Source organism: Pseudomonas sp. DWRC2-2 (assembly GCF_049897885.1).
Taxonomy (GTDB): domain Bacteria; phylum Pseudomonadota; class Gammaproteobacteria; order Pseudomonadales; family Pseudomonadaceae; genus Aquipseudomonas; species Aquipseudomonas azotoformans_A.
This window is the reverse complement of record NZ_JAFCXD010000001.1, coordinates 169,998-196,144: the sequence shown is the minus strand read 5'-3', so window position 1 is coordinate 196,144 and position 26,147 is coordinate 169,998. Positions and strand designations below refer to the sequence as shown.

The 26,147-nt window shown below is 57.9% G+C and carries 38 protein-coding genes and 1 pseudogene; 24 read left to right on the top strand and 15 right to left on the bottom strand.

The genetic code is table 11. The annotated features are described in order from the left end of the window. Positions 1 to 46: 46 nt before the first annotated feature. From ACP7EW_RS01065 to ACP7EW_RS00975, 19 genes are all read left to right on the top strand, one after another. Entirely contained in the window at positions 47 to 361 is a 315-nt protein-coding gene (locus ACP7EW_RS01065) for a DUF2190 family protein (protein WP_426214707.1), read from the top strand. Beyond that, positions 361 to 735 (top strand): head-tail joining protein, encoded by a 375-nt coding sequence (locus ACP7EW_RS01060; RefSeq protein WP_426214705.1) that lies wholly within the window; start codon positions 361 to 363, stop codon positions 733 to 735. Before ACP7EW_RS01065 ends, ACP7EW_RS01060 begins: the two co-directional genes overlap by 1 nt. Further along, the gene (locus tag ACP7EW_RS01055) at positions 710 to 1,213 is read left to right on the top strand and encodes a hypothetical protein (RefSeq protein WP_426214703.1); all 504 of its coding nucleotides are present in this window, start codon (positions 710 to 712) and stop codon (positions 1,211 to 1,213) included. The genes ACP7EW_RS01060 and ACP7EW_RS01055 overlap by 26 nt, the downstream gene beginning before the upstream one ends. Continuing rightward, entirely contained in the window at positions 1,210 to 1,803 is a 594-nt protein-coding gene (locus ACP7EW_RS01050; protein WP_426214701.1) for a phage baseplate assembly protein V, read from the top strand. Before ACP7EW_RS01055 ends, ACP7EW_RS01050 begins: the two co-directional genes overlap by 4 nt. A gap of 55 nt (positions 1,804 to 1,858) precedes the next feature. Beyond that, entirely contained in the window at positions 1,859 to 2,065 is a 207-nt protein-coding gene (locus ACP7EW_RS01045; protein WP_426214699.1) for a hypothetical protein, read from the top strand. Between the two features lie 5 nt (positions 2,066 to 2,070). Further along, complete coding sequence (locus ACP7EW_RS01040; protein WP_426214697.1) at positions 2,071 to 2,397, top strand: GPW/gp25 family protein; 327 nt, start codon at positions 2,071 to 2,073, stop codon at positions 2,395 to 2,397. Then, positions 2,394 to 3,275, top strand: a complete 882-nt coding sequence (locus ACP7EW_RS01035; protein WP_426214695.1) for a baseplate assembly protein — start codon at positions 2,394 to 2,396, stop codon at positions 3,273 to 3,275. Before ACP7EW_RS01040 ends, ACP7EW_RS01035 begins: the two co-directional genes overlap by 4 nt. 1 nt (position 3,276) lies before the next feature. After that, on the top strand, positions 3,277 to 3,888 hold the full coding sequence (locus ACP7EW_RS01030; protein ID WP_426214693.1) for a phage tail protein I: 612 nt from the start codon (positions 3,277 to 3,279) through the stop codon (positions 3,886 to 3,888). Continuing rightward, the gene (locus ACP7EW_RS01025; protein ID WP_426214691.1) at positions 3,881 to 5,479 is read left to right on the top strand and encodes a phage tail protein; all 1,599 of its coding nucleotides are present in this window, start codon (positions 3,881 to 3,883) and stop codon (positions 5,477 to 5,479) included. Before ACP7EW_RS01030 ends, ACP7EW_RS01025 begins: the two co-directional genes overlap by 8 nt. A gap of 10 nt (positions 5,480 to 5,489) precedes the next feature. Beyond that, positions 5,490 to 5,918, top strand: coding sequence for a phage tail assembly chaperone (locus ACP7EW_RS01020; RefSeq protein WP_426214689.1), 429 nt, complete (start codon positions 5,490 to 5,492; stop codon positions 5,916 to 5,918). Between the two features lie 99 nt (positions 5,919 to 6,017). Then, on the top strand, positions 6,018 to 7,181 hold the full coding sequence (locus tag ACP7EW_RS01015; protein WP_426214687.1) for a phage tail sheath subtilisin-like domain-containing protein: 1,164 nt from the start codon (positions 6,018 to 6,020) through the stop codon (positions 7,179 to 7,181). A gap of 18 nt (positions 7,182 to 7,199) precedes the next feature. Then, on the top strand, positions 7,200 to 7,703 hold the full coding sequence (locus ACP7EW_RS01010) for a phage major tail tube protein (protein ID WP_426216353.1): 504 nt from the start codon (positions 7,200 to 7,202) through the stop codon (positions 7,701 to 7,703). Between the two features lie 12 nt (positions 7,704 to 7,715). Next, positions 7,716 to 8,021 (top strand): phage tail assembly protein, encoded by a 306-nt coding sequence (locus ACP7EW_RS01005; RefSeq protein ID WP_426214685.1) that lies wholly within the window; start codon positions 7,716 to 7,718, stop codon positions 8,019 to 8,021. A gap of 139 nt (positions 8,022 to 8,160) precedes the next feature. Next, entirely contained in the window at positions 8,161 to 10,611 is a 2,451-nt protein-coding gene (locus tag ACP7EW_RS01000; RefSeq protein WP_426214683.1) for a phage tail tape measure protein, read from the top strand. Between the two features lie 12 nt (positions 10,612 to 10,623). Then, positions 10,624 to 11,469, top strand: a complete 846-nt coding sequence (locus tag ACP7EW_RS00995) for a phage tail protein (protein ID WP_426214681.1) — start codon at positions 10,624 to 10,626, stop codon at positions 11,467 to 11,469. Next, complete coding sequence (locus tag ACP7EW_RS00990) at positions 11,444 to 11,650, top strand: tail protein X (RefSeq protein WP_426214679.1); 207 nt, start codon at positions 11,444 to 11,446, stop codon at positions 11,648 to 11,650. Before ACP7EW_RS00995 ends, ACP7EW_RS00990 begins: the two co-directional genes overlap by 26 nt. 82 nt (positions 11,651 to 11,732) lie before the next feature. Further along, positions 11,733 to 12,776, top strand: coding sequence for a phage late control D family protein (locus ACP7EW_RS00985; protein WP_426214677.1), 1,044 nt, complete (start codon positions 11,733 to 11,735; stop codon positions 12,774 to 12,776). 76 nt (positions 12,777 to 12,852) lie between these two features. Then, the gene (locus ACP7EW_RS00980) at positions 12,853 to 13,362 is read left to right on the top strand and encodes a glycoside hydrolase family 104 protein (RefSeq protein WP_426214675.1); all 510 of its coding nucleotides are present in this window, start codon (positions 12,853 to 12,855) and stop codon (positions 13,360 to 13,362) included. After that, positions 13,359 to 13,865 (top strand): lysis system i-spanin subunit Rz, encoded by a 507-nt coding sequence (locus ACP7EW_RS00975; RefSeq protein WP_426214673.1) that lies wholly within the window; start codon positions 13,359 to 13,361, stop codon positions 13,863 to 13,865. Before ACP7EW_RS00980 ends, ACP7EW_RS00975 begins: the two co-directional genes overlap by 4 nt. 91 nt (positions 13,866 to 13,956) lie before the next feature. Here the strand turns inward: ACP7EW_RS00975 and ACP7EW_RS00970 are convergent, their stop codons facing one another. Next, positions 13,957 to 14,706 carry an SOS response-associated peptidase family protein gene (locus ACP7EW_RS00970; protein WP_426214671.1) on the bottom strand — a complete coding sequence of 250 codons (750 nt, stop codon included), beginning with the start codon at positions 14,704 to 14,706 and terminating at the stop codon, positions 13,957 to 13,959. A gap of 101 nt (positions 14,707 to 14,807) precedes the next feature. Between ACP7EW_RS00970 and ACP7EW_RS00965 the strand changes: the two genes are divergently transcribed. After that, positions 14,808 to 15,233: a LexA family protein gene (locus ACP7EW_RS00965; protein ID WP_426214669.1), complete on the top strand. Its 426-nt coding sequence runs from the start codon at positions 14,808 to 14,810 to the stop codon at positions 15,231 to 15,233. After that, positions 15,226 to 16,500, top strand: a complete 1,275-nt coding sequence (umuC, locus tag ACP7EW_RS00960) for a translesion error-prone DNA polymerase V subunit UmuC (protein ID WP_426214667.1) — start codon at positions 15,226 to 15,228, stop codon at positions 16,498 to 16,500. Before ACP7EW_RS00965 ends, umuC begins: the two co-directional genes overlap by 8 nt. 3 nt (positions 16,501 to 16,503) lie before the next feature. Here umuC and ACP7EW_RS00955 read toward each other — a convergent pair whose 3' ends face one another. From ACP7EW_RS00955 to ACP7EW_RS00930, 6 genes are all read right to left on the bottom strand, one after another. Continuing rightward, positions 16,504 to 16,713, bottom strand: coding sequence for a hypothetical protein (locus ACP7EW_RS00955; protein WP_426214665.1), 210 nt, complete (start codon positions 16,711 to 16,713; stop codon positions 16,504 to 16,506). Positions 16,714 to 17,112: 399 nt separating this feature from the next. Continuing rightward, positions 17,113 to 18,177: a tyrosine-type recombinase/integrase gene (locus ACP7EW_RS00950; protein WP_426214663.1), complete on the bottom strand. Its 1,065-nt coding sequence runs from the start codon at positions 18,175 to 18,177 to the stop codon at positions 17,113 to 17,115. A 4-nt stretch (positions 18,178 to 18,181) separates the two neighbouring features. After that, positions 18,182 to 18,418: a DUF4224 domain-containing protein gene (locus tag ACP7EW_RS00945; protein WP_017254529.1), complete on the bottom strand. Its 237-nt coding sequence runs from the start codon at positions 18,416 to 18,418 to the stop codon at positions 18,182 to 18,184. A gap of 37 nt (positions 18,419 to 18,455) precedes the next feature. After that, positions 18,456 to 18,683, bottom strand: coding sequence for a hypothetical protein (locus ACP7EW_RS00940; protein WP_426214661.1), 228 nt, complete (start codon positions 18,681 to 18,683; stop codon positions 18,456 to 18,458). A gap of 49 nt (positions 18,684 to 18,732) precedes the next feature. Next, a complete protein-coding gene (locus tag ACP7EW_RS00935) occupies positions 18,733 to 19,080 on the bottom strand; it encodes a phage protein NinX family protein (protein WP_426214659.1) in 348 nt (115 codons plus the stop codon). Between the two features lie 49 nt (positions 19,081 to 19,129). After that, the gene (locus tag ACP7EW_RS00930; protein ID WP_426214657.1) at positions 19,130 to 19,330 is read right to left on the bottom strand and encodes a hypothetical protein; all 201 of its coding nucleotides are present in this window, start codon (positions 19,328 to 19,330) and stop codon (positions 19,130 to 19,132) included. Between the two features lie 271 nt (positions 19,331 to 19,601). Between ACP7EW_RS00930 and ACP7EW_RS00925 the strand changes: the two genes are divergently transcribed. Next, positions 19,602 to 19,943: a hypothetical protein gene (locus tag ACP7EW_RS00925; RefSeq protein ID WP_426214655.1), complete on the top strand. Its 342-nt coding sequence runs from the start codon at positions 19,602 to 19,604 to the stop codon at positions 19,941 to 19,943. 31 nt (positions 19,944 to 19,974) lie between these two features. Here the strand turns inward: ACP7EW_RS00925 and ACP7EW_RS00920 are convergent, their stop codons facing one another. The 4 genes from ACP7EW_RS00920 to ACP7EW_RS00905 are packed head-to-tail and all read right to left on the bottom strand — an operon-like array spanning position 19,975 to position 21,191. Next, positions 19,975 to 20,271, bottom strand: a complete 297-nt coding sequence (locus tag ACP7EW_RS00920; RefSeq protein ID WP_426214653.1) for a hypothetical protein — start codon at positions 20,269 to 20,271, stop codon at positions 19,975 to 19,977. Next, entirely contained in the window at positions 20,268 to 20,501 is a 234-nt protein-coding gene (locus ACP7EW_RS00915) for a hypothetical protein (RefSeq protein WP_426214651.1), read from the bottom strand. The genes ACP7EW_RS00920 and ACP7EW_RS00915 overlap by 4 nt, the downstream gene beginning before the upstream one ends. Next, positions 20,498 to 20,686, bottom strand: a complete 189-nt coding sequence (locus ACP7EW_RS00910; RefSeq protein WP_426214650.1) for a hypothetical protein — start codon at positions 20,684 to 20,686, stop codon at positions 20,498 to 20,500. The genes ACP7EW_RS00915 and ACP7EW_RS00910 overlap by 4 nt, the downstream gene beginning before the upstream one ends. Beyond that, positions 20,679 to 21,191, bottom strand: a complete 513-nt coding sequence (locus tag ACP7EW_RS00905; protein ID WP_426214648.1) for a DUF4406 domain-containing protein — start codon at positions 21,189 to 21,191, stop codon at positions 20,679 to 20,681. Before ACP7EW_RS00905 ends, ACP7EW_RS00910 begins: the two co-directional genes overlap by 8 nt. A 96-nt stretch (positions 21,192 to 21,287) precedes the next feature. On the opposite strand from ACP7EW_RS00905, the gene ACP7EW_RS00900 reads away from it, so the two are divergent. Next, on the top strand, positions 21,288 to 21,992 hold the full coding sequence (locus ACP7EW_RS00900; RefSeq protein WP_426214646.1) for a hypothetical protein: 705 nt from the start codon (positions 21,288 to 21,290) through the stop codon (positions 21,990 to 21,992). Between the two features lie 1,074 nt (positions 21,993 to 23,066). Here ACP7EW_RS00900 and ACP7EW_RS00895 read toward each other — a convergent pair. From ACP7EW_RS00895 to ACP7EW_RS00880, 4 genes and pseudogenes are all read right to left on the bottom strand, one after another. After that, the gene (locus tag ACP7EW_RS00895; protein WP_426214644.1) at positions 23,067 to 23,360 is read right to left on the bottom strand and encodes a hypothetical protein; all 294 of its coding nucleotides are present in this window, start codon (positions 23,358 to 23,360) and stop codon (positions 23,067 to 23,069) included. A 69-nt stretch (positions 23,361 to 23,429) separates the two neighbouring features. Beyond that, positions 23,430 to 23,759 (bottom strand): hypothetical protein, encoded by a 330-nt coding sequence (locus ACP7EW_RS00890; RefSeq protein ID WP_426214642.1) that lies wholly within the window; start codon positions 23,757 to 23,759, stop codon positions 23,430 to 23,432. A 277-nt stretch (positions 23,760 to 24,036) separates the two neighbouring features. Then, positions 24,037 to 24,295 (bottom strand): annotated as a pseudogene (locus ACP7EW_RS00885) (exonuclease); the annotation flags it as partial. 172 nt (positions 24,296 to 24,467) lie between these two features. Further along, positions 24,468 to 24,653: a hypothetical protein gene (locus tag ACP7EW_RS00880; RefSeq protein ID WP_426214640.1), complete on the bottom strand. Its 186-nt coding sequence runs from the start codon at positions 24,651 to 24,653 to the stop codon at positions 24,468 to 24,470. Positions 24,654 to 25,179: 526 nt separating this feature from the next. Between ACP7EW_RS00880 and ACP7EW_RS00875 the strand changes: the two genes are divergently transcribed. Then, positions 25,180 to 26,088, top strand: a complete 909-nt coding sequence (locus tag ACP7EW_RS00875; protein WP_426214638.1) for a hypothetical protein — start codon at positions 25,180 to 25,182, stop codon at positions 26,086 to 26,088. Positions 26,089 to 26,147 lie beyond the last annotated feature (59 nt).

The window sequence follows — 26,147 nt, the reverse complement described above, 5'->3', positions numbered from 1 at the left end:
CGCCCAGTGCGGGGTTTATTGTTTTTGCGTTCTGGAGAATTGAACGATGGCTAAGAATTATCAAAGCGCCGGGAAGACGCTCAACTTTACTTCGCCAACTGCTGGCACGACTTCCGGCGTTCCGCTGGTGATCAATACCCTGGTTGTGGTGCCGTTGGACACTACCAAGAAGGGCGAGCTGTGTGTGGGGGCCCTGGGCGGCTCGTGGTTGCTGCCCGTCACCGGTGCCTTAAAGCTCGGGGCCAAGGTCAGTTTGTTGGCCGGTGGTCTTGTGGCAGACGGCACGGCGGATGCTGTGCCTTTCGGCAAACTGCTTTCCGATGCGTCTGGCGGTTTCGCTGAAGCGCTGTTGATTCCGTGATGCGCGCCGGTCGTTTTCGCGCCCTGGCCGCGCGGATGGACGCGCTGCTGGTGAGCCGCTTGGGTGACCGCGCGATTCGTGAAGATGGCACCGAGTTGTTCGGTATTTTTGTTTCCCCGTTTATCAGCGGCGAGCTGTCCGGCGGTAGTCACCGAATCGGCGCCGTAGCGAATGCCGAAGACGTGCAGCAACCGACGTTTACGGCCCGCGTGATCGACACTGTGGGATTCAAGAAGGGCACCCCCCTAATCGTGGATCTGCCGCCGGTAGATGGCGGTGGGGCCTATGTGGTCGTGCAGCTCAAGCCTGACGGCTCGGGTATGGTCGACGTGATATTGAGGCCCGGCAATGAACGTATTCAAAATCCTGCATGACGCCATGACCGCCACCATCAAGGCGGATATGCCTGACGCCGTTACTGTCGAGGCGTACCCGGAAATGGATAACCGGTTCAATTTGCCGGCGGTGTTTTTCGGGCTTTCTGAGTTTCATCCTGACTCGGACATGGGGACAGGTGAGACGGTCCTGCGTGGTACGTTTCAGGCGATCATTCTGGTGGATCCAGTATTGCCGTATGCGTCCTTACAGGCTTCCTGGCTGGCTGCAAAGCTTTCCATGTTGCTGCATGCCCAATACTGGGATCTGGATTTTGTCGAAGGCACTAAGGACGTATCGGCGCGACCAGATGATTCCAGTCCTGAGCTGGCCAGCTTCCTTGTGTGGGTGGTCCAGTGGACGCAGGTGATGCGCGTTGGGGAAATGGTGTGGCCATGGCCACCGGAAAGCCCCGACATGCGTAGCCTAAATCTGTCGGGCGTCCCGGATGCTGACAGCCAAGGGGGCGCGCCATGAGCTGGGCACAGGGCGAACATGACCGCATGATCGCGGCGATGATGATGCCGTGTGTGGTGGTCGGGGTGGACCTGATGGCCCCGGCCGTTCGCGTCAGGTCGGGCGAGTGGGTCAGCGCCTGGGTGCGCTGGCACAGCCAGGCGGCAGGCAAAGCCCGGCATTGGCGTGCGCCGAGCCTGGGTGAGCAGGGGGTGTTGTTCAATCCCAGCGGCCAGGCCGGTATGGGTACGTTTGTCCCGGGGCTGTACGGCGGTGCCGGTGCGCCGCCGGATAACCGCGATCATGTCGAGGTGTGGCGTTTTGATGATGGCGGCTCCTTGGTCTATGACTGGGAGGCCAACAGCTACACGATCACCGTACCCACGGGTACCGTGACCATCAAGGTGGGGGAGACTGAGGCTGTCGTTACGGATAACGCGGTGACGGTCACAACGACTAACATCAAGTTGATTGCAGACGTGGCAATCGAAGGTTCGTTATCCGTAACGAAAGACGTATCGGTCCAGGGTGCTTTGCATGCGGTGAAAGACATCACCAGTGCCGGCAAGATCCTCGACGCCGGCGGTAACAGCGCGAACCACAAACACTAGCTATTCAATTTAACAAGCCCGCCGCGTGCGGGCTTTTTTGTGCCCGGGGGAAACCATGCCCAAGACTTCTGATAAACCCGTCGCCGGCATCGAGCATAGCTCAACGTTCCGCGACAAGCTCTATACCTCCCGCACCTTGATCCTGCCCGATAGCGGCCGCCCTCTGGCGGTGTTCAAGGCGCAGGTGTCGGTACCAGCCACGGATACCGAGGCGCTGGAATACCTCAAGGCCCATGAGGAATTCGAACTGTTGCAGGAGTGATTTAGATGATTGGAATGGACCGCCACACCGGCCAGCCCATCTCGGGCCTGGCGCATTTGCGGCAGTGCATTGAAGACATTCTAAGCACCCCGTTGGGCAGTCGCCGGCAGCGACCGGAGTACGGCAGCAAAATACGCCGTTACGTGGATCTACCGGTTAACGAAGGCTGGAAGGGCGCAGTGCAGGCCGAGGCGAGCAGGGCGTTAGGCCGCTGGGAACCTCGCCTGAAGCTGGAGCGCGTGCAGGCCGTTTCTGTCCTGGGCGGTCTGATCAAGATCCAAATAACCGGTGTTTACCTGGGCGATAACGTGTTGCTGGAGGTAAGTGTATGAGTATCGTTGACCTGTCCGAGTTACCGGCGCCGGACGTGCTTGAGCCCCTGGACTTTGAAGAGGTCTATGCGGAAGCGCTCGGCGTGTTCCGTGAGTTCATGGGCGAAAACTGGAGCGCGCCGCTTGAAAGCGATCCGGTGGTCAAGTTGTTGGAAGCCGGCGCCTATGCGCGTATTGGTGACCGTGCCCGGGTAAACGATGCTGCCAAGGCATTGATGCTGGCCTATGCGATTCGTGGCGACCTCGATCAGTTGGGGGCGAACGTCAACACGCCGCGCCTGGTGATCCAGGCCGAGGATCTGCGTGCGGTTCCGCCGGTGGAGAAGATCACCGAAAGTGACGACGCTTACCGCGAGCGAATCCAGATGGCCTATGAGGGCCTGACGACGGCCGGGCCGCGCAACAGCTACAAACTTCATGCCCGCAACGCGTCGGCCCTGGTGGCGGATGCGTCCGCTGAAAGCCCGTCGCCGGCACGCGTTACGGTAACGGTGCTGGGCTTGTTGGGCGATGGGACGGTCGGCCCTGAGTTGCTGGCAGTGGTCGCGGCGGCGGTCAACGATGAAGACGTCCGGCCATTGGGTGATCGGGTCACCGTGCAAAGCGCCGAGGTGTTGCCCTACCGCGTCGACGCAGTGCTGTACATGAAAGGCCCGGGGCCTGAAAGCGCGGTAGCGCTGGCAGAAGCTGAAAGACGGCTTGCGGCCTGGATCAACCCACGCAAACGCCTGGGCGTCGAGGTGGCGCGGTCGGCTATGGACGCGCAACTGCATGTGCCGGCGGTTTCACGCGTTGAGTTGACCGGCTGGGCGGATCTGGCCCCTACAGAAGCGCAGGCGGCGTTTTGTACTGGCTACAGCGTAGTGCTGGGGGAGTGACATGAAAAGCCTGCTCCCGCACAACAGCACGCAGTTGGAGCGTGCGATTGAGGCGGCCAGCACGGATCGAACCGTGATCCCGCTGCGCTCTCTATACAACCCCGCGACGTGCCCCGTTCATTTGCTGCCCCACCTTGCGTGGGCCTGGTCTGTTGATCGCTGGGATGATCGCTGGCCCGAGGCGGCCAAGCGCAACGCAGTACGGGCCTCGTTCTATATCCACTCCCGCAAAGGAACCATTGGCGCGCTGCGCCGCGTGGTGGAGCCGCTTGGCTATCTGCTGGAGGTCATCGAGTGGTGGCAGACGGTGCCCGAAGGCCCGCCGGCGACGTTCGCCCTGAGGGTCGGCGTGCTCGACACCGGTATCACGGAAGAAATGTTCGGTGAGCTGGAGCGTTTGATTGACGATGCAAAGCCCGTGAGCCGACATCTGACCGGGCTCGACATAACGCTAGAAACGCGCTTGGACGCCTATACCGGCTTCGCTGTTTATGACGGTGAGGAAATCGACGTTTACCCCTGGGCCAACCCGGATATCGACGTGGTGATACAGGGGCATACAGGCGTAAGCGAATACACCCTCGACGAACTGGATGTGTACTCACATGGTTGATAAGAATTCTATTTTTGGCGGCATGATCACCACGACGGGGGCGGCCAAGAAGACCAACTGCGATGCCCTCGGTATTCCGTGGGAGCCGCGTTACATGCTGATCGGTGACGCGAATGGCGCCGATCCGGTGCCCAATCCATCACAAACCAAGCTGGTCAATCAGGTTTACAGGGCGCAAATCAATCAGCTGCGGGTCTCTCCGACTGACGCCAATGTGCTGATTGCCGAAGTGGTGTTGCCGCCTGACGTGGGCGGCTGGTGGGTACGCGAGCTGGCCCTTGAAGACAAGGACGGTGTGTTTTCTGCGGTGGCCAACGCGCCGCCGAGTTATAAGCCGGTACTGGCCCAGGGCTCGGGGCGTAACCAGGTGGTGCGGATGCACATCATCACCAGTGGCACTTCGAACATTCAGCTGAAGATTGACCCGGCGGTGGTCCTGGCGACGCGCCAGTACGTCGACGAGGCGGTTAATGGGCTTTTGCCGGCGAACAAAGTCGCCGGAACCTATACCAAGGTTAAGGTCAACGACCGTGGTGTTTTCTTGTCCGGCTCTAACCCGACCACGCTGGCGGGGTACGGCATTACCGACACGTACACCAAGGAAGAAATCGCGGCGATGATCGCTCAGGCCTCGGCGCTACCGGTGGGCTCGATGATTGGTGTCCCGGTGAGCAAGGTATCGCCGGGCTTTCTGGAGCTGGACGGGAGCGTCAAGAGCGTGGCCGCTTATCCAGACCTGGCGACGTTCCTTGGCGGCGCTTTCAACAAGGGCGACGAGGGGGCTGGTAATTTCCGTTTGCCCGAGTCGCGCGGCGAGTTCCTGCGTGGTTGGGACCATGGGCGCGGCATCGACGCGGGCCGTGCAATTGGTAGCTATCAGCTCGACGCATTGCAAAACATTAAAGGAGATTTTACAAGCCGTTCATTTGGCGGGGCGGCAGGTGCGATTCTCGGCGGCACCGCTCCAAGTCCTTTTGGCGGGACCAAGATTGGTGCTGGTGTTGCTGGAACAACCTCCCTTGGAGGCGGCGGTGGGACAGTTGCAGCAGACGTAACCACCTTCGATGCCTCGTTGGTAGCACGTACAAGCACAGAGACCCGTGGCCGAAACCTGGCCGTGATGTGGTGCATCAAGGCATGGAACGCCCCGATCAATCAGGGAAACATTGATATTGCAGCACTGGTTTCTCTGGCCGCTCAGGCGACCGAGATCAATCAGGGCACGGCAAAGGTTGCCACTGATGCGCAAATGCTCGACAGCGCAAACGACGCTGTGATCGCCACGCCGAAAAAACTACGCAAAGGCTTTGCAGTAAGTCTCGGTTTAAATGGCTATCTCGTGTTTCCGTCGTGGCTTGGGGGCCTAATTTTGCAATGGGGCAGCGTCGCTGTATCCAGTACGAGTGGAGTTATTTCATTCCCGCTTGAGTTCCCCGGTGCTCTTTACACGGTGGTTGGTAGCCCGATTGGGACTAGCTACTCGTCAGGTGCGGGAGGTGGTGCTATTGCAGCTGGTTCGCGCATAGGCGCCACGGTCTATGTGTGGGGTACAGGCAACTTTACGTTTCGCTGGATGGCGCTCGGCAGCTAAAGGAAGATAAATGAAGCGTTTTTATAGCAAGTCCACGGGTTGCACGTACCTAGTCGGCATTAACCCGGTAATGCCGCCCGACGCGGTTGAAATTACTGCTGAGCGCTATGACGTGGTGATCGCAAACCCCAATTTAGGAAAGGTCCGTGCTCATGACGAAATGGGTTTGCCCTATTTGGTGGATGCGCCTGTGTTGGTACCTGACCCTGTTGCTCAGGAGCGCGAGTGGCGGGATGCCGCGCTGTCCTCGGTTATGTGGTTGCGCGAGCGTCACCGTGATCAGGTCGAAATCTCGGAGCAAACGACTCTTACCGCCGAGCAGTTCGCGGCTTTGCTCGTATACATGCAGGCTCTGCGCGACTGGCCGCAATCGCAGCAATTCCCGGACAGCGAACATCGCCCCGTAGCTCCGGCCTGGATCGCCGACCAAATCGAATAACGCCCCGCACTGACGGGGCGTTTTCTTTTCCGTTACGCGTAACACGAACCACCCACGGCCTCGCTTATGCGGGGCTTTTTCGTTTCTGGAGATTGCCCTATGAGTTTCTTTCACGGTGTGACCGTCACCAACGTGGACACCGGCGCCCGCATTATCTCGCTGCCGTCTTCCTCGATTATCGGTCTGTGCGACACCTTCACCCCAGGGCCGAAGGTAACGGCCAAGCCTAACCAGGTGCTGCTGATCACCCGCGAAAGCGAAGCGGTGGCCGCCTGGGGCGAAGACGCTGCGATCACCAAATCCATCAAGGCGATCTATATGCGCGCCAAAGCGGTGATTGTGGCGTGCGGCGTCGAGAAGATGACCACACCAGCGTTGCAGACCTCGGCCATCATCGGCGGCGTTCTGGCTGATGGCCAGCGTACCGGCATGCAGGCGCTGCTGGACGGTAAGAGCCGTTTCAATGCTCAACCCCGTTTGCTGATCACCCCCGGCCATAGCGCGACCCAGGCCGTGGCCACGTCGCTCGATGCGCTCGCTGGCAAGCTTCGGGGCATCGCCATCGTTGATGGCCCGAACACCACTGACGAGGCCGCAATTGCCTATGTCAAGAACTTCGGCAGCAAGCGCGTGTTTCTGGTGGACCCGGGCGTGCAGACCTGGGACACCGTTCTCAGCGAGACGGTCGACGCGCCGGCGTCGGCCTGGGTGGCTGGCCTGTTCGCCTGGACCGATAACGAATATGGCTTTTGGGCCTCGCCGTCGAACAAGGAGTTTGTCGGCATTACCGGTACCAGGCGCCCGATTGAGTTTTTGGACGGTGACGCCACGTGCCGGGCAAACCTGCTCAACAACGCGAACATCACCACGATCATCCGTGACGATGGCTACCGCTTGTGGGGCAACCGTACCTGTTCCAGCGATCCGAAGTGGGCCTTTGTCACGCGTGTGCGCACCCAGGATATCGTCATGGACGCGATCCTCTACGGGCACAAGTGGGCGGTCGACCGCTCGATCACCAAGACCTACGTCAGCGACGTAACCGAAGGCTTGGAGAACTTCATGCGCGACCTGAAGAAACAGGGTGCGGTGATCAACTTCGAAGTGTTCCCGGACGACGAGCTGAACACGGCCAGTCAGCTGGAGCAGGGCAAAGTCTATTGGCGCATCCGCTTCACCGACGTGCCGCCGGCTGAGAACCCCACTTTCCTCGTTGAAGTCACTAATCAGTGGATCACCGAAGTCATCGAAACCAAAGCCTAAGGAGGCTTCGCAATGTCCATGATTCCCCAAACGCTGTTCATGATGAACATGTTTGTCGACGGCATGAGCTTTGCCGGCGACGTGCCGACCTTGAGCTTGCCCAAGATGAAAATCAAAACCGGCGAGTACCAGGGCGGCGGCATGGATGCCCCCATTGATATGGATCAGGGCATGGAAAAGCTCGAGGCGTCTTTCAGCACCAAGGGCGTGCGCCGTGAGTCGATGAAGTTTTTCGGCCTGGCGGATCAGACGGCGTTCAACGCCGTATTCCGTGGCTCGTTCAAGGGGCAAAAGGGAGCCACCACGGCGGTGGTCGCCACCATTCGCGGCATGGTCTCGGAGTTGGATCCGGGCGAGTGGAAGCCGGGCGGCGACGCTGAGTTCAAGTACGCCGTCAGCGTCAGCTATTACAAGCTGGAAGTCGGTGGCGTGCGCATGTTTGAAATCGATCCTGTTAACGCGGTACGCGTCATCAATGGCGTTGACCAACTCGCCGGCGTTCGCCGCGACCTCGGCCTTTAAGGAAAGTAACCCATGCCTCAAGACACCAACAAAACCCCGGAGTGGCTGACTGTTAGCGCGGACTCGGCAATCATCAAACTGTCGAAAATCGTCAAAGTCAATCAGGTCGACACCGATCAGTTGACCATGCGCTCCCCAACTGTCCGCGAGGTTCGCGCCGCAACCAAGGCCGCCCCGGACGATGAAGAACAAAGCGAGATGATCCTGTTTGCCAGCCTGACCGATGCAGGCCAAAACGACCTGGGGGAGCTGAGCGTGCGGGACTATAAACGCCTTCAGGCTGCCTATTTTCGTCTGGTGCGCGAGGACCGGGTTTAACGAAGAAATACAGAGAAAGCTGGCTCAGCGGCTGGCCAGGGAAATGTCTTTCTCGGCCAGCGAAATCGAGAACATGTCTTTCTCAACGATGATCTGGTGGCTCAAGGAGTGAGCCGCCTGGACCTTTTCGGAGTGACCCATGGCGAACAACCTGGCGCTTGGCGTAGTCATCGGTGGCGCGATCAGTTCAACCGTTGGCGCGGCCTTCAAGGACGTTGAAGGGCGTATCAAGAAACTCAGTGATCAGGGCACGAAAGCCCGGGTTCTGCAAAACACCATTGGCGACACCATCCGCTTGCGGGACGAGTGGAAAAAAGCCCACGACACCGGATCCGCATCGGCGGACGGGCTACTGAAAAAACTGGAGTCCAACCTTAGAACGCTCAAGGATCAGGGCGTTGAAGTTGGCAAGCTGCGCAGTGAGTACCAAAAGCTTGGCCAGGTGGCCCGTGGGGCTGAGCTAAAGGCGCTCGGGCACACTCAAATCAAGCAGGGCAAGGACGGGCTAAAAAGCTCGCTCGGGCAGGCCACGGCGCTGTCAGCGGCCGTTGCCATTCCCACCAAGATATCCGGCGACTATCAGGCGCAAATTCGTCAGCTGTCTCTGTGGGCGCATACGTCCGGCACAGAGGATGAGGCCAAGTTGGCCGGGATCATTTCCACCGTTGCGGATGATAAGGGCATGGGGCGTCAGCTGCTGGCTGAAGCTGTCGGCGGCCTGATCGAGAAAGGGGTGGATTGGGAGGAAGCCAGCGGCTACGCGGGCCAGATTGCCGACCTGATGGACGGGCAGGGGATGGAGGCTGACACCATCGCCACCTTGATCAACTCGTTCAAGGAGGCCGGCGTTAAGCAGCAAGACATGGGCGGGATGCTCGGCCAGGTGGCAGCAGCGGGCGATATCGGCGCCTTTGGTCCAAAGGAAATGGCCAAGTACTTGCCGGCCATGCTCGGCAACATCAAACGCCTGGGCATGGAAGGCCCGGAGGCGGTGCGCTTTCTCGGTGCCAGCTTGCAGTCGCAGTACTCGCAAACGCAGGACTCGGCGGCCGCTGCGACCAACATGAACAACCTGTTGAGCGCAGTGATCAGCAGTACCAGCCAGGAACGTTTTGCTAAGGAAGGCTACGACCTGGCCGGCTCTATCGTTGCGGCGACGAAAAGCGGCAAGGCGGCGAACCCGGTCGACGCGTTCATCATGCTCAGCCAGGAAATGATCAAGCGCCAAGATCCGGCGAAAGCCAAGAAGATCGAAGCCCTCAAGGCGCAAATCAAGGCGGCAGCGGATGGCAGCGCCGAGGAACAACAGGCCATGGTTGCGCTGACTGAGGCGGCCGGTCTGGCCAACATCGTCAGCGATCAGAGCGCCAGTGCGGGTTTGCTTGCGCAAATCAAATACGGCGACAAGATCAAGGCCGACATGGTCACGATCAAGGACACGGACGGCAAGGCCAAGATCGAGGCCGACGCGGCGGCGGCCCGGGAAACGTCGAACGCCAAATGGAAGACGGCCACGGCGGGCATGGAGGCTTCCATGATCAGCATCGGCGATGGTCTGCGACCACTGACTGACAAGGTCGCGGATGGCATGGGCAGAGTGGGCTATGCGCTGGCTGACCTGGCCAACAAGTACCAGCCGGTTACGGCAGTGATCGCCGGTGTAGCTGCCGGGGCCATAGCCCTGGGCGCGGCCATGAGTACGCTTAAGCTCGGCAAGGGCCTGCTCAACGTTGGACGTGGCTCGCTGATGGGCAATCCGAACATTCCGCAAAAAGTGATCGTGACCAACCTTCCCGCCGGTGGCCTGGGTGGGCTGGATGGTGGTGTGGACGGTGGCGGCAAGGGTGGTAAGGGCGGAAAGCCGGGCGGTAGAGGCGGCTCGATGGTAAAGGGCGTCGCCGCGCTGGCAGTGGTTGAGGCCGGCTTTAAGATCAAAGACACCTACGACAACGCCACGACCCGCGATGAAAAGGCTGAGGGCTACGGCGAAGCGGCCGGCGGCTTGGCGGGCACCCTCGCCGGTGCTGCGGCCGGTGCCGCGATTGGCTCGGCGGTGCCGATAATCGGCACGGTGGTCGGCGGCCTGCTTGGCGCTTATCTGGGCAGCATGGGCGGCGACGCCCTGGGCGGCTATTTGGGTAAGTCACTTTTTGGTGGCGAGGATGGGCGGAAGAAAATGCCCGACGTCGGTCCGCTGATGATGGCCAATGCCGGGCAAGACATCCCGCCGGTGCTGGGGGATATCGCGGCGTCTTTCGCACGGAAGGGCAATGGTGCTGGCCCGCTGTTGATGCCAGGTACCGTCAAGGCGCCTGGGCCGGTCGGTGGTGACGTGGTGCGCTCGCTGGCCTCACCGCCGGCATCGAGCGCGGCCGGAGCCGTCTCGCTGATGGCGGTACCGGCGAAACCGCCAGCGCCGAAGTTTGAGCAGAAGGTTGATATCAGCGCGCCCCTGCATCTGACGGTACAGGGCGATGTGAAGGATCCTGCGCAGCTTGCCCGTGAGCTACAGCCGTACTTTGATCAGCATCAACGGGATATCGCTCAGCAGTTGGAGGGCCGCAAGCTCTACGACGACGCGCATCTTTGACCTGGGGGATTTATGGGCTACATGGATCAGTTGCAATCAAGCGTGAAGTACCTGGCTGCGGCGGGCGAGACCGGTCGCCGTAGCCTGGATGGGATGATCGAGCCGGTGGACGGCGCAATCAGTGAACTCAGCGGGGCCGCGTCGGAGCTGGAAGGCGTGCCCTTTGTGGGGCATGCCATTGGCGAAAAGCTGCAGCGCGTTATGCGCGGCGTCACGGCTGCCCAGGCGAAGGTTGGCCAGGTCGTTTCGGTGTACAACGCAGCAACCCGGGCGGCGTCACAAATTGACGAGCGCCTGGGAGCGCTCAAGGAGCAGGCCGGGCGGGCGGCGACGGCGATCAACAACATCGCCGGCAAGATCAGCCCTTCGCTGTCGGGCATTCTCCCAACCGGGGCCTTTGCAGCGGATGCCACGCCGGCGCCGGAGGCTGTGAAACCCTTCCCGCACCTGATGATCATGCAGCCGCGTGATCCGAAACAGCAGCCGTACTTCTTCAACCTGGACACGGCGGCCTTTGATGAGCTGCGGCGCTCGACTGCTTTTCGTTGGGCCTCTCAGGAGCGTCTGACGCGTCGACCGGCCCAGCAGGCAATCGGCATGGGTGAGGAGAAACTGACGCTCAAGGGCGCTATTTTTCCGGGCTTCAGGGGCGGCATTAAGCAGTTGGACACCTTGCGAAGCCTGGGCGGCAAGTTGCAGCCCCTGACACTGACCACCGGTTACGGCGATGTGCTGGGTACCTGGTGCATGACCAGTGTTGAGGAAGAACAAAGCGCGCTGCTGGCTGGCGGCATCCCGCGTAAGCAAGGCTTTACCCTGGAGTTTGTGCGCTATGGCGACGACATGCAGAACGTCTGATGGGGATCTGCTGGATACCATCTGCAACAACTACTACGGACACCTGAACGGCACGCTCGAGGCCGTGCTGGATGCCAATCAGGGCCTGGCTGATGAGCCCCAGCCTTACCGGGCAGGAGTTGTGATTGGCCTGCCGGATATGCCGGCACCGACTGAAGAACTTGTGATGCTTTGGGATTAGCCGGGCCTGGCTGTCCTTTTCGTTCCGTTACGCGTAACGGCCGCCAACACTCCCCCGCGTTGGCGGGGCAACTGGGTGAACTATGACCCCTCGCTTTCGCGTCGTTGCTGACGGTAAAGACATTACCGCGCTGATCAACGACCGCCTGTTGCTGCTGAAAACCACTGACAAGCCAGGCATGGAGTCGGACGACTTTGAGCTACGCATTGACGATCGTGACAGCGCCGTGGCGCTGCCAAAGCGCGGCGCCGGCATTGAGATCTACATGGGCTACGCCGAGACGTCCATGGTTCGCCTGGGGCGTTACATGGTGGACGAAGTCGAGATATCCGGCCCGCCTGACACCATCGTCGTGCGCGGCAAGGCGGGCGACATGCGCGGCACCGGCAAGACCGTGCGTAGTGGTAGCTGGGAAGACGTGCCGCTGTCCAAGATCGTGGCCGACGTGGCCGCCCGCAACGGCTGGACGCCGGTGTGCAACGTCTCCACGAACGTTCCCCGGGCTGATCAGCTCAGCGAGTCGGACTTTAATTTCATCACTCGCATTGCCAAGCAGCACGACTGTACGGCCAAGGTGGCCGATGGGAAGTTGATTGTCATGACCCGCGACGGCGGCACCAGTGCGAGCGGTAAGGCCTTCGGCGCCGTCACCATCACGCGCCAGGACGTTAGCCGGTGGCAGTTTCGCCTAGGTGATCGCAACACACACAAGACTGTGGCCACCAAACACCAGGACAAGAAAACAGGTGAGCTGAAGCTCATCAGTCTGGACAACACCGATGCGCCTGATGGGTTGCCGGCGGTTCACACCGACCGGCATATCTACCCGAACAAGACCGCTGCGGAACAAGCCGCCAAGGCTCGCCTGACGGCCTTCAATCGGTCCTCGGCAAGTGTTCGCCTTGAAATGCCTGGGCGTACCGATCTGTTTGCCGAGCGATCAGTAAACGCCGTGGGCTTCAAAGTCGGCATTGACGGTGAGTACCTGGTCGACTCGGTGGAGCAGGTATTCACCCAAGCGGGCTGGTCGACCACTGTTGAGTGTAACGGCGGCAAGAAAGGTAAGGCCAAGGCCAAAAGCAAGAAGACGAAGAAATCCAAGGAGGTCAAGGTTTTAGAGCTTTGATGTCACCCCCTGAAACGCCCGCTTAACCACTTTGACCGCCGCCGCTTGGCGGCTTTTTTATGCCTGGAGAAAACTAATGGCGCGACTTTCCGAATCACTCGCCGGCAGCCGTAACGTGCTGGCCTTCCTCGATATGCTCGGATGGAGTGAGGGCACGAGCACCTCACCGGCCACGGCTATGGACGGTTACGACGTGATCGTGACCGGCATCGACCGCAAACCCGAAGTGTTTAAGGACTTCACTGATCACCCTTTCGCGAAGGGGCGTGCATCGAAGGTCATCAATAGTAAGGGGCTGACCTCCAATGCATCTGGCCGCTATCAGCAGATGCTGAGGGACTGGCCGCACTACAAGGCCCTGCTCAAGCTGTCGGACTTCAGTCCGATCAGTCAGGACCTTTTGGCGCTGCAGCACATTCGCGAGTGCAGGGCATTGCCTGACGTTCTTGCCGGACGGATTGAGACGGCTATCGCGAAGTGCCGGAACATCTGGGCCAGTCTACCGGGCGCCGGGTATGGCCAGCGCGAGCACCGGCTGGAGGATCTGCTGAAGCAGTACCGACTGGCGGGCGGGGTGATGTCGTGAAGCCCGGGCAGATCCTGGCAGCGATCCTGCTGGCGATGATGATCAGCGCCGCCGGCACCTGGCAGGTCCAGGACTGGCGCCTCGGCAAGACGCTAGCGGAGCAGGGCGCACAGTTCCAGACGGATTTGGCCGCGATTGGCAATGCCGCTGCAGCTCAGGCCCGCACCGAGCAAGACAGACGGCTGGCCACCGAGCAGCAGCTTGCTTCCTCCGATCAACAACATACCAAGGAATTATCCGATGCTCAGCGTAATCAAGCTCTGCTGCGTGGCCGCATTGCTACTACTGAACTGCGGCTGTCAGTCCTTCTCGACGCCACGGCTTCAGTCAATGGCTGTAACTTGCCTGCCACCCCCGGCGCCGTCGGCGTGGTTCATGCAGCCCGTCGAGTCCAACTTGACCCAGCGCATGCTCAAAGAATTGTCGGCATCACGGACGCCGGTGACCAAGGACTGATCGCGCTGCGGGCTTGCCAGGCATACGTCAGGGCAGTTGTCCGTTGAGCATACTGAACTACCCTTAAGGCTGGCGTTCGTATAGCGATCGCCTAGTCAACAGAAAAGGGGGACCATGGACAAGCGGCTTGCAGGCCTTTCATTTCTGCTTACTCTCGGCTGGGTCACGGCGGTCGTGATCGTCATGTGGTTTTTCAGCTGATGGGTCCGGCTCTATAAGCTGCGGACCCTGATTTCTCACGTTGCCCACCGCTTTTCCTACAGGGAACCACTCAAATTGTTCGGTTGGTTGGCATAGTTCCTTTGCTATTTCCTCCGCGCGTGTGGGCGAAAGGTCAGGATCGAGCCATTCATTGGCGTGCTCAGGGGTAAGCACTAATGGCCGGCGGTCATGTATGTCGACCATTCCCTGATCGCTGGCAGCGGTGATGATGACGAAGCCGTCACCTTCGTGCGGGTCTAGGCCTGGGTGAATTTGGGCCAAGGCACCAAAAAACATGGGCTTTCTAGTTTTCAATCTGATGAAGTAGGGCTGCTTCTTTTTCGGATCGTTTGGGTCTTTGACCCATTCGTACCAGCCTTCACTGGGTACGATTGCCCGGCCAGTCGGCCAAAGCTGTTTAAAGAACTTCCCGGTAGTCACGGTCTCGACCCGAGCGTTTATCGGATCAGGCCGCTTTCCCTTCGCCCAGAATGGCGCCCATCCCCAATGCACAGCATCAATGTGCAAACCATCCTCTTTGCTGTGCAGCAGTTGCACACGCGTCGACGGCGCGACATTGAACCGGTTTATTGGCTCGGCGTCGTAGCCACTGAACAGCTCGATCTGAGGGCTCAGCTCCTCGATGTAGATCGCCATCCCCTCGTACTGCACGAATCGACCGCACATAGCCACACCTCCGCCCGTCGAAATCCCCTACAGAGAAATTGACCGCAAGCTTCGTACAAAGTTAACTGTACATTCGTACAGTATTTGCACAAGGCATTGTCATGAGCTTCAACATCCTGGGTCCAATTGCCAGCGGCGGCGTAAAACTGCCTCTCTGCTCGTTTCACGTACCGGCCGGCTTTCCGTCGCCTGCGGCCGATCACATTGAGCAGCATATTTCCCTGGATGAAGTACTCAACATCAGGGCTCCGCACGTCTACCTAGTGATGATCACCGGCGAAAGCATGCAGGGCGCGGGAATATTTGAGGGTGACCTGGCGGTGGTGGATCGATCCATTGAGCCGGCCCACGGCCACATCGTCGTGGCGTTGCTCAACAATGACCCTATGTGCAAGAGACTGTGCAAGCGTGGCAAAGAAGTTATCTTGCTATCCGAAAACCCCAAGTACCCCGCGCGTTACGTGTTGGAAGGCGACGAGTTGTCTATCTGGGGAGTGATCACCGGTACAGTACGCAGCCATGTCTAATTTGCCGGTATTCGCGCTAATCGACTGCAACAGCTTCTATGCCAGTTGTGAGCGGGTATTTAGGCCGGATCTGGCAAAGACGCCCATCGTCGTGTTGAGTAACAATGACGGATGCGTCATCGCCCGAAGCTACGACGCGAAACCTTTCATCAAGATGGGAGAACCGTATTTCCAGATCAAGCACAAGCTCAAGCAACACGGCATTGTCCCGTTTTCATCAAATTACGCCCTTTACGGGGACATGAGTGAGCGGGTAATGACGCTGATCGAGAGCATGGTGCCCGCCGTGGAGATCTACAGCATCGACGAAGCCTTCGCCGACCTCACTGGAGTTGGTGAACTTGACGCGCTCGGCAGGCAGATTCGAGCCCAAGTACTGCGCTGCACCGGCATTCCCGTTGGTGTCGGCATCGCCAATACGAAGACCCTGGCCAAGCTGGCGAACCATACGGCGAAACGCTTGCAGGCGCAGACAGGGGGAGTGGTAAACATTACCGACCCGGTGAAGCGTGATTGGGTTTTGCGCAACACCGATGTATCTGAGGTGTGGGGCGTGGGCCGCAAAATGAAGCTCCACCTCGACGCGCTGGGCATTAAGTCCGCAATGGACCTGGCCAAAGCCGATCCTTGGACGCTTCGTAAGAAATTCAGCGTTGTGATCGAGAAGACGGCGCGCGAGCTGGCCGGCACCTCGTGTCTTGAGCTGGACGAGCCGGATCCGCCGAAACAGGAAATTTGCTGCAGCCGAATGTTTGGCATGCGCTTGACCGACCTTGCCCCGATCAAAGAGGCGGTAGCCACCTACATGATGCGAGCCTCTGAAAAGCTCCGCGCTCAGAACTCGCTTTGCAAGAAGGTCCGCGTGTGCATACGCACTGGCATGTTCAACCCGGAAGAGGCGAAGTACGCGAACGGGGTAGTGGTGGACATGCCGTATCCAACCGATGACGTTCGGCTACTCACCAAAGCGGCCGTTGATGCGCTCGACCGTATATTCCGGCCAGGATTTAAGTACAGCAAGGCCGAGGTGATGCTGCTAAACCTCTGCCAGCCTGGCGAGTACACCGATGATCTTTTCGCAGTCTCGCAGCCGGCTGAGGCCACTAGAGTGATGACTGTGCTGGACCAGATCAATGACAGGTGGGGAAAGGGAACGCTGAGATCTGCCAGCGTACCCACGAATCCAGAGTGGGGCATGAGGCGCGAGATGATGAGCCAGAGCTACACCACCAAGCTCGACCAGCTCTGGTCGGTGGCCTGCAAGTAGCGATTACTCCGGCGCCATGAGAACTGCCAGTGTCAGCTTAATGAACTCTTCATTCTGATCGATGGTGTGTAAGGCGCCACGTATGTTTTCAGCCACCTCCGCGGAGCCACGTTGTTCAACCCAATTCGTAAGCTCCATGATCGCAGCCTCTAGGGCCAGCTGGTTTTCGTAGAGTTTTGAGAGCAGGGAAGGGAGTAGGTCTGAATTGGGCATGGCTGTTCCTCTGTAAAGGGAACAGCTTAGCAGTCGGTGCAATTTGGGGAATTTGTGTTCGGTCGGCAAGACGCCGGAGGAGGGGGAGGGAATCGGTTCCGAAACTAAAGCCGCACCCCTTGTAGAATGCGGCCTCCAGCCCGGTCGGTGATTGTCAGTTCAGGAACTCCGGTTACCCTCTAGGCCATAGCCTGCATGCGTTTGCGTATCGGTCTTGAAAACCGGCGGACGTTAATAGCGTCTCCAGGGTTCGAATCCCTGGTTTCCCGCCAAGATTCAAACGAAAGCCCCGCGATTGCGGGGCTTTTGTGTTTCTGGGATTTGGCAAAGCTATCAGCGTACAGGCCGATCGTTTCCGCATCATTTCAGGCGTTTTCCGCAACTCGTTGCAAATTGCGGTCAGCGAGTCGGCTTCACGATCTCCCCGACGCGTCTATAAACGGTCTCGGTTATCCGCTTGTCGGTGTGGCCCAGGAGCCGGCTTGCATCTCCAACGTCGAGGATTTCGCTTGCAGCCTTGGGACGGATGTCGCGGAACTGGAAATTTCGAATGCTGGCTGCCAACACTCCATCGCCGTTTTCTCTGGCGATGGTGATCGCCTTGTCGCGAGCATCGTCGAAGCGGAGACGGAGCATGTGCTTTGTAACCTGCCTGCCGTCCTCGGTGACTATCAGGTAGGGGTTTCTGACCCCCCGCAAGCGTCTTTGCTCGATCAGCCTTGCCACCAGAATGCCCAAATCATTGAGCGCGCCGGCGGCGGTCAGCCGGATGCGCAGCTTCTTGGCGGTCTTACCCTGAGCTACCTGCAGGAACTCATTGACTGCATCCGCCTCACGCATCGACAGCACGTCGGCCGGGCGCTGCCCGGTGAGGTAGGCGAGGTCCATCGCGTCACGCAGTTCTGAGGCGGCATTGCCGTACACAGCGTTCCAGATTTCCTCTGTCGCGTAAAAGTCTCGCGGTGCCTCTTTGTTCTTGCGCACGCCGGCGGCAGGGTTGTTCTCGGTTAACCCCCACTCTCGGGCGATGTTGTAGATGTGCGAGAGCAGGGAGATCTCGCGGTTGGCTCGCACCTTGGCGGTTCGGCCGTCTCGGTACTGGGCGATGATCTGCGGCGTCGCCGCGTCGATGGGCGCATCGCAGAAAGCTTTGCGCAGCTGCTTCAGGCTCAGCAGGTTATCGCTCTGCGTCTTCGGCGCTTTGCCGGGGATGATCTCTCGTTCATAACGGTCGAACACCTGGCCCAGTAAAGCATTCTTCTTCGGCACTGGCTTGCAATCGAGCTTTGCCCATTCAGCCTTGGCGATATCCAAGTCACCCCCGAGCGGTATTTCTATTCGCTTCCCGTCTTCATTCCTCCCGTCGTAATAGTACCCAACCCACTCTTTACCGCCTTTCAGCGTGGGCACCCGCCGAATCATTCGCGGCGGCAGATCCCTGTTTGCCGCCTTTTTTGCTCGCATCGAATTATCCTACTTTTGAAAGATCCAGCGACCAAGCCTCGGCCGCGACGTTTTCAGCTGATGGCTTCACGCCTGCCAGCTTCATCCGGGCATAGACCCGGCCAACAACCGGCCGACGCGCCCGGGTCAGTACGTATTTCCAGCCGTTCCGATTGAGCCACGCAATCTGGCCCGACGGGATCATGTAGCCGGTGATCGCCGCCAACTCTTCTTCGGCAAGGGTTTCGCTTTGCATTTCCATTGAGGTGTCCTTGCCGCGCTGGGCGGCAGAAGGTGGGTTAGGGTGTATTCGTTCCGACCAGCGCCATGCCTTTCGCCACAAGTTCAGGCGAAGACAAGGTCAGATAGACTCGCGGCTTGCCGATCAACTTTTGTGATGTGAAGGCGATTTCGATATCTCCGTTTTTCGAGAAGTCGACAACCTCAAGCAAGACTGATTCCTCTACGCCGGCTTCTTCACCCTGGCCTCGGAATGCCATCAGTTGTGCAACGATCAATTCGGACATAGGAATACCTCGCCAGCCGCTCACCGGCAGGCATGTAGGGGGGTTGGGCTTAAACGAGTTCGGCGGGGATGTCGATGACATCGCCAAGACTGGCGACGGCGATAGCGCGGCAAGCTGCAATAGTGATGGTTGGGCCGCCGGCGATGACCTCTCCAACCCGGGCAGCCCATTGATGGTTAGGCATCCGAACATCAAAACGCACGCGGTGCCGCAGTATCGCTAGTGTCCCGGCCTTCTCGTCGGTGGCCGGATTAATCTTCCCGTAAGTGCTTCCGCCCAGTGCTAGGCGAACGCCGCTCTTGGTGATTCTGGCCCGCTTTCCTTCGGCTTGGGCCATTGCCCAGTTCAAGGCTTGGCCGATCAGATCAGCCGTATTTACTCGGACGTGTTGATTCATTGCCTTGGTCCCTTGTAGATGAACACGTAGGCGAACCAGAGGGTGGCGATCATGGCGTCACCCGATCCGCCAAATCCTCTGCGGTGATCTGGTACTCGACGACGTTGCGCACGCGGTAGAACGTCGCGGTGCAATGGTTGCTTATCCATGCGGACAGAAATTCGTCGAGCTCCTGGCGGGCCTCATCAGGAACATCCGGCCAGTCCTCCGCGAATTCGCCCACATCGTCATAGGCGCGCTCGCCGAGCATTTCAATGACGTCGCCCGCATCGACATAGCCAGCGGTGTTTATCGGGAATTTCTCTCCCCTCCAAACGGTTGCCCCAACGTCAAGGTCGTCGTTCTCGTCCAGCAGCTCAACAAGACTCTCGCAATTGAACAGCTCTTCATTGGCTGACTAGGTTTCGTCGGGGATTCTCTTTTCTTCAGGCATGTCGGGTTCCTAGCCGCTACAGCGGCTGAAATAGTGGCTTTTTAATATGGTTATGCGACTATCCGCTGCTAATTTCTAAGGAGCGGATATGAAAGATATGAAATGGACAGAGCACCTGAGCGTCATAAGCTCTGTTGCGTCCATCACCGGTGTCTCTCTTGTATGGCTGCAGGCGTTAACAAAGGAAGCTAGCTTTATGACAGCGCTTTTTGGCGGCGTGGCAAGTGTCGCGGGTGCGCTTGTATCTATCGGAACCTTGGTGGTTGCGTTTCAGCTAATCGTGGCGGGACATAGCTTCCTCAAGCCTCGTTTTTCTGCGGCAGTCCCGGCTTATTGGCTTTTCGCGAGTGCCGCCGTGATATGGGGTGTATTTCTGTTTCAGATGATTATTTGGTGGTTCGTTAGAGAGGCGTGGGCGACCAGGTTTTAGTCATTTAAGATCGCGTGTACCCTCGCCCGACTCAGACGCCAGGCCGGCCCTTGAAGGCGAGCCAAATGTAGTGGCGGCCTTTCGCTGTGACCTTGATCTTGCCAACCTGCCGGTTCCAGCTGATCAGCCGCAGCTCTTCAAGGATGGTCGTCAGCGTGTGGCCCTGGTGCCAGCCGGCCAGCGCCTTGATGCAGTCCTGGCCCAGTAGCCCGCGAAAGTCATTGTGGCCGAAGTTGGTGCCCTGGAATGAGCTGTGCATCTGCTTATCGGTCACCAAGTCTGTGATGGTCCTCACGTTCGGATCGAGCCTGTAGCTTTTGTGGGTCATGGCAGTTCGTCCCCGACGATCATCTTGCAGGGTCCCATGCGTACAACCTTGAGTTCAGCCCGCAAATCATCTATCTCCTGATCGGCTGCGGTCAGGCGCTGTTGTAGGGCGTCACGCTCGGCGACAACGCGGTCGTATGCCCAGTCCTTCACCACGCAGGTGTCGTCCTGGTGCCAGCCTTCCTGAACCAATCGGCTTGGTTCGATCCAGTAGCGCTCTACTTCGCTCACGGCTTCTCTCCTGCGAGGGTGAGGTATTCGCGATTGAACGCCTCGACAGTTTTGTAGTGGCTTCGTCCTTCCCAGATCGGCACCAGGTGGTAGCAGTCGCCCCAGTGGTCCCAACCCGGCCGACGGCAGACTTTCCGGTTCGTGGAGTACAGCGCGCCGTCGCGCTTTCTTCTGAAATCAGGCATGGGTTGCAGCCTCCCTCGTAATCAGATCGGCGGCATTCACAACCGTCATGCCGAGGCGTTCGGCGATCTGGACTTCCAGCTTGGCGCCTTGCGATTTCTCCCAGTCCGGTAGCAAGGCGATAACGCCGCACAGCCCCAGGCGGGTGAGGTTGTAGGCCATGTAGTCCGTCCACTGGGCACCCTCGACGATGCCGTGGTCTGCCGGTTTCTCGACTTCGAACCCCTGGGCGCGAAGCTGGTCGGCCACGGTGTTGAAGGCCGGGTAGTTGAAGTCGGCGATACCAGTCATGGGTCCGGCCACGTACACGCGATTGGAGCGGTCAGCCTGGAGCGTTACGCCGGGCTTGCTGGCGAGCTTCTTTCCGCGATCCAATCCCATGGCGTAGGCCGCATCCTGAAAGGTCATCACCTCATCGGAGAAGCGCTCGATCTTGCCCACATAGTTCTGGTGCAGGCGTTCGATAGCGGAGTGGTCTTCAGGGTGGTTTCGGTTTTCTGTAGGCATGGGGAGTCCTTGCCGGGCCATGCCCGGGCGGTGGCGTAATTTGAGCATGTGGGCTATTGCTTTAAGGCTGGCATGGGGCCGGGAATGGGGGGGCTATTGAACAGTGCAACTGAAGCCAGTGGTAACTGGTCGTTATTTATCGCGGGCGTAGTGGCAATATGGGAATGGTTTCAACACCTATTTGCCACAATCTGGGGCGGTCTGGGCTGGCCGCACGCGACTTTAATAATCTTCATCGTCAGTGTTTATTGCTTCAGCAGTGAAATAAAAAGCATTCTTCCTCGAATTAAAAAGGTGGGGGCGACTGGTGTTGAGGTTGATCCGCAACCTCCACTTGTGCAGCCGTCACTTAGAGACGAAGAGAAACTTCAGCATGCCCATAGTGGTGATTACCCAAGTACCTTTGCGGTTGCATTAGGTTTAATACAGGGTGAGATTCTTAACAAAAATCAAACTGAGCAAATCCAGTATCTTGTCATGACCGACGCGAACTGGCGGGTGTTGTGGTTATTTGAAAATACGTATTCGGTTATTTTTGGTGGGCAGATTCAATTGCTTCAACTGCTGAACGAACGAGGAGTCGCTGGCTTTCCAAACGATGAAGCTGTGAGAGAGTGGCAGGCCTACAAAGATCGTTTCGCTCCGCATCTTAATGAATGGGAGATGACCCCATTTATAGATTTTTTGGTTGTCAGGGAGCTTATAACAAAGACGGACGATGCTCTTTTTATTGCGCCTAGGGGAAATGAATTTTTAACCTGGATGGTAAAAAATGGCAGATCGCCAAACAGGCCATGGTAGCCTCGCCAGCTGGTGTGATTCGTTGATATGGGGTATTTGTGTTCGGCCCGGCATGAGGCCGGGTCACGGGGAGGCGCGAATGATTGGAAATAGGTACGTTTATGACCGTGGGGTCGAAGGCCTGGCGTGGGTAACAGTCCAAACGGACGGCGTTCAGATTGTGAAGAAGGATGTGTCCTATGGCGCTCACTCCATCTCCCTTCACACGATAGATGATATAGGAGGGGCAGATAAACTCAGAGACGAGGCAACTCTCCTAAATTATCTTTCGCCATTGCTAAGTGATCAAAAGCATTTGACTCCTGCAGATTTCAAAAAGGTGTTGCTCGACGCCGGCGAGTTCTTGCCTCGCATATGGAGAGGGCACCGAGGTAATCCGTTTCTTGATCAATATGATGTACTAAATCCGCAACTAGTCTATGGCCGCTCGTTCATGGGGTCGGTGGTAGCGTCTGAAAGTCTGTTCAAGGAGGTTAGTGAGGTTTTCAGGTTTGTGGAGCCTGACCAACCGAATTATGGGGTTTTCAGTCATAAGCTCAGAGAGTTGCTTATATTGCTTTGTACGGAGATTGAGGCCAATTGGAAGCCAATATATGACCTGAATTACCCGAGCAAACAAGTTACTCGACATACCACAAAAGACTACTTTTTACTGAAGGCGCCCCTCCGGCTCGGAAGTTACAAGACACGATTGAAGGACTACCCACATTGTAGCTTTTCTCCATACGTCTCATGGGACGGCACTGCCCCTACTTCGTCATTAGCCTGGTACGATGCTTACAATGCAGTAAAACACGATCGTGAATCAAACTTTCACATATCCACACTGGAACACGTGCTGAATGCGTGTGCTGCGTTGCATATACTACAGGTGGCGCAATGGGGTCCTAGTTTATTTGATGTGACGGACTCTCCTCGGTACAGTATTTTCGAAGTCACGGAATTTCCGAATGTACCGATCAGTGAAGTCTATGTGCCGTTGATAGGTACGGAGTCTGATTTTTCGACATTCAGGCCATATGAAACGATTTGATAAATTTAGCGGGCGGGAGGTATTACTTCATCGCCCGGATCTCAATTTAGTTCTGCCAGGCTCTCGATCCGAAACATCCGCGCCACGTTTTCGCTAATCACGATTTCGTGGCGCGGATGAGCCAAAAAGGCCGCGAGTTCGTCGTCGCCCATCAAGTCCATCTTCATGATAGCGATCTGCAGGACCTCGCTGATGATCGGTACTTGGCCGCGCAGCCGGATCCGTTCCATAGCCTGCTCGATACCCGGTCTGACTTTGTGCCGTAATTCCTTCTCGGCGACGGCAAGCCGCTTCTGCGCTGCCTTGGCAGATCGTTCCTGCACAGTCTTGGCCATGGCCTACCTCTTCTATTCCGCTGGCCGGCAGTGCGAGCCAGGTTTGACGTTTGCGTTGCTGGGTGCGGGCTATGCGGCGCATCGGTTACCACCTGCAGCAGACATGGGATAGTCGATTGAGTGAGTTTCGAGTATCCGCTTGAGTGTGCCGCTGGTGATGTAGAGCTTTACGCATACCCGTCGCCGACTGATGCCAAGCTCTTTGTAAGCCTTGATCCGCTCGACCAGCACTGCATCGCGCTCAGCCAAGGCCTTCTTTCGCTCGGGACTGTTGTGGCCGCCGTGGGCGGATCGCTTGAACTTGAAGTCGAACTCTTTCGACATGGCGAGCAGCGTGCGCCGGCCAATGCCCGTGGCATCGATGACTTCGGACTGGGTGTGAGTGCGTGCGAGCTGCATCACCAGATCAACACGCTTGCGGCGCTGCTCCTGCCGAATCTCAAGCGGGGTAGGGGGCGGCGGCTCGATAGGCTCAACACGCCGCCGAACGAACGGCTTTGGCGCCGGCGGCATCTGGTTACTGTAGGTGATGGGCTTTGGCTTGTAGCCGATGGGCTCAGCTACTTCGATCTTGCCGCCAGCCGCCAGCCGCCAGCCGCCAGGTACTGGTCAACCGCTGCTGCAAGTTCGTCCGATGCTGGCCGTAGTGCCTCGACCAGGCTTAGGTGGTTGCTGATCATGCTGCGATCCCCAGCACTTGGTTCATGCGGTCTAAGGATTTCGTAGAAGGTCTTCACGCGCTCAGAGAGCTTACGGATCAACGCTTCGTCCCGGTAAGCGCGCTTGATGAACAGGGGCATGCCGGGCCAGTAGCAAACAAAGTCGATCCACTCGCGTTCCGATATCCACAGGCCACCCTGGCACTGTGCGACGTGTTCTTTTGGAATCTCGCCAGACAGGATCACCTCCACCTGAAACTTCAGCAGCTTGGTCTTGAAAACCTGCGGACGTTAATAGCGTCTCCAGGGTTCGAATCCCTGGTTTCCCGCCAAGATTCAAACGAAAGCCCCGCCGAATGCGGGGCTTTCGTGTTTCTGGGGTTCGAGTAGCGCGAGACGGTTTGTCATAGGCGTTCCATAACTATTATGGAAGTGTTCCAGAACTTTTCTATTTTGAAGGCTTCGCGGTAGCGCCGATCCTCCTATTAACGCGTTTGGTAATTTCCTGTTTGCTGTGTCCCAGCAGCAGGTTTGCGTCATCAATGTCGACGATTTCCGATGCTGCCTTTGGCTCGATATCACGAAATTGAAACCCGCCGATCTTCGCGGTGAGCATCGGGTCTACCTGATCCATTGCTCATTGCCGCCCCTTCTCCGTCGCTTTGTCCCAGCGCAATCGCAACATCCTTTTCGTCATCCGCTTTCCATGCCTGACGATCAACAAATATTTGGACGGATGCCCGGAATTCCTTTCACCGATCTTCCTGCCCAGTTTCGCCAAGCTATTTTCCCCTGCTTTCGAACGCATTAGGATCCGGAGCCTCTGCCCGGTCTTGCTCTGAGTTACCAGGAAGTAAACCCCCTCTATATCGTCTCTGTGCATGATCAGCACGTCAGCAGGCCGCTGCCTGGTCAAATAGACCAGGTCCATGGCCTCCCTGAAGTCTTGCTCGACAACGGCGTATACGGCATCCCAGAAACTCCAATTGCATCAAACCTGACTACCGGCCATTGGGCGTTCACCGCCTGAGCAACCTCCCACCTTAGCAACTCACGACTGCGGATTCGATAGACAAATGCCGGTCAAGCGACCAGTCGCTTCAGATCTGCTGGCAGTATGCTACCTTGGGCTCCTCTCACGGAAAGCAGGGGCGATAGCGATGGTCACAGGCAAGTCAATCAACAGCGTTAATCGAATCATCGTGCACTCGCATGGTGCCCGTGAAATGCTTTTCGTGATTGAGCGAGAAAAGGTCGATCAGAACCTTCAGGCGCGGCTAGCGATCGCTCACCTTGAAAAAGACGGTGACACTATCCTTCCTGCGACGATCGGCAAAGTCAGCGAATTCAATGCGCGCGGCAAGGAGATCAAACGGCGAGATCTCCCGCTCATCAAAAAATTAGTCCCTCAGTACCGGAGCTGGAAAGACTGGCATGGCAACGATCACAGTGGTGTGCAAATCCGAACCATGGATGTGTATCCCATCGACTTTGTTCGTCCGCCCATGGAGCACCTTTCTCTGAATGTCATTGATGGGAAGGAATACGTCGTGACGCGCAGGGTGAAAATCGATGAACCGTCCACCGCGCTTATTCACGTGGCGAACCTCATGCTCGAATTTTTCCAGGAGTTTGAGATTTTCGACGTCGACCGCAAACGCATTGCAAAGGTGCAGGCACGCCAGCTGCAGTGGGATTTGCTTCCTCCTGGGAAGTACCCTTGGAAGAGCGCAGAGGCCATCGTGAAACCATATCTGGCCGGTTTGCGACCTTCAGAGCAGGGAGTGATCGAGCACCGTATCAGGGAGATTACTCGATTCGAGCCTGATTTCTTTGCCACGGGCCGAGGTGGCTACCAAGGTTACTTCGTCTTTGGCTTTGTCAAACGTGGGATTTATCTTCTTGAAAGCTCACATTTGGATAACGCCACCTATAAGTTTGGTGAGGATTGGGAAGTCCTGTCGACCCTGACCAAGGACGAGATCATCAACGGCGATCACAACCATAAGCGTCTGATCCACGATAAAGCCTGGGGACGTAAGATCCGTGAAATGCTCGCGTACGCGTAGTGGTTTACGACTCTTCCTCGTGCAGACCAGGCACGTGTTCTACGAAGACTCGGCTTCTG